The sequence below is a fragment of the Kitasatospora sp. NPDC059462 genome (genome assembly GCF_042749955.1).
GTDB lineage: Bacteria > Actinomycetota > Actinomycetes > Streptomycetales > Streptomycetaceae > Kitasatospora.
In genome coordinates this window covers 1-1,634 of record NZ_JBHYUU010000394.1, presented here as the reverse complement: position 1 = coordinate 1,634, position 1,634 = coordinate 1, and the positions used below count along the sequence as shown (strand labels likewise).

At 70.1% G+C, this 1,634-nt stretch carries 1 protein-coding gene; it reads right to left on the bottom strand.

Going from position 1 to position 1,634, the window contains the following annotated elements:
- Positions 1-1,634: DNRLRE domain-containing protein (locus tag ACFXAM_RS38700; RefSeq protein ID WP_380298622.1), on the bottom strand; the 1,634-nt coding region annotated here is incomplete at both ends.

Sequence of the window (1,634 nt, the reverse complement as noted above, 5' to 3'; positions counted from 1 at the left end):
GCGGTGGCGTTGACCGTGACCGGGGTGCCGCCGTCCAGCGTGTAGACGTAGCCGACCAGATCGTCGGTGCCCTGCGGGGGCGTGAAGGTGAACGCACCGGCCTGGTTGGCGGCGCCGTGCCACAGCGCGTCCGACGGATAGTCGGCGGAGGTGACGAACGGCGTGCCCGGCTTGACGGTGTCCGCGATCAGGTACGTCCCGGCCCAGCCGGAGCGGGACTTGCCGTCGTCCAGCATCGCCCAGATCGAGTACTGCACGCCCTCGTCGAGCTTGGCGATGCCGTAGTCGGACGGGCGAACGGTGGCGACGGCGCCGTTCGGGGTGGGCCTGGCGATGCTGCCGAGGAACGTGTCGCCGCGCCACAGGTCCAGGTAGACCGTGAGCGCGTCACCGTCGACGTCGGCGGCCTGCACCTGGAAGCGCGGGTTGGCGTCCGGGGTGTAGGCCGGGCTGCCCGGCTGCGACGGCAGCACCTGGACGGTGACCGGGGTCGCCGGGACGGTGTTGTAGGTGACCGAGATGAACGGCGGGAAGTCGCCCTCGGCGGAGTCGAACTTCTTCCAGGAGAGGTTGCTGTTCTCGTCCGCCGCCTTCAGCAGGAAGCCGTAGTCGCGGTAGCCGAACTGGGCGAAGTGCCGGATCATCCCGGTGACGTCGGCCTTCGCCCACACCGAGCCGTCACCGGCGGTGCAGGTGTGGCTGTCGCCGCCGTCGTTGTCGTAGGTGTCGTTGGACGTCGCCCAGAGGGTCTCGCCCTGCGGCATGTTGTTCCACCGCATCCACCCGGCCGCGCCCGGCGCGTTCCAGACCTCCCACTGCTTCGCGACGCAGGACGAGGAGTGGAAGTTGTACAGGTTGAGCGTGGCGCTCTGGATCTGCTTGCCGTTGAAGTCGGCACCCGGGATCGTCAGGAACGAACGGGCCTTGGTCGAACCGTCGTAGCTGCCCAGCTTCAGGAGATCGGCCGACGAGTTGTCGGTGTTCTCGTTGTTCTGGATGTAGGTGTCGAAGGTGGTGACGACGTCGACGACCGGGTCGATGGTGACCGGGTACTGGGTCTTCGCGTCGGCCAGGAACGCCGCGTCAGGGGTGAACACCAGCTCGGTGTCCGCGCCCTGACCGCGCACCTCCATGGTCACCGGGGCCCGGTTGAGGTGCTCCTGCGAGGCCTCGTCGACCACCGCGTCCCACATCACGGGGGCGGGGATCTTCACGGCCTGCTTGCCGGAGACCTTCTCCAGCAGCTGGATCGAGCCGTCCGGCTGGGGGGCGACGGTGAGGCCGGTGGTGTCGAGCGGGATCGTGATCGTGCCGGTCTGGGAGACGGCGGAACGATCCTTCACGATCAGGAACTGCTCGAAGCCGGTCCGGGTCGCTTGGAGGACGAGGTCGACGCCGGGGCGGGCGTCGACGTAGGTCGCCTTCTTGCCCTCCAGCTTGGGCTTGGGCAGCTTGCCCAGCCAGCCGAAGGAGATCTGCTGGTCACCGGAGCCGATCGTGACCAGCGGGCGCTCGGCCGGCTTGGTCGCGGGAGCGGCGGGGGCGACGGGGGCGACGGGGGCGGCGGGCGCAGCCGTCGGGGCGGCGGCCGGAGCGGCGGGCGCGGCCGTCGGGGCGGCGGCCGGAGCGGCGGG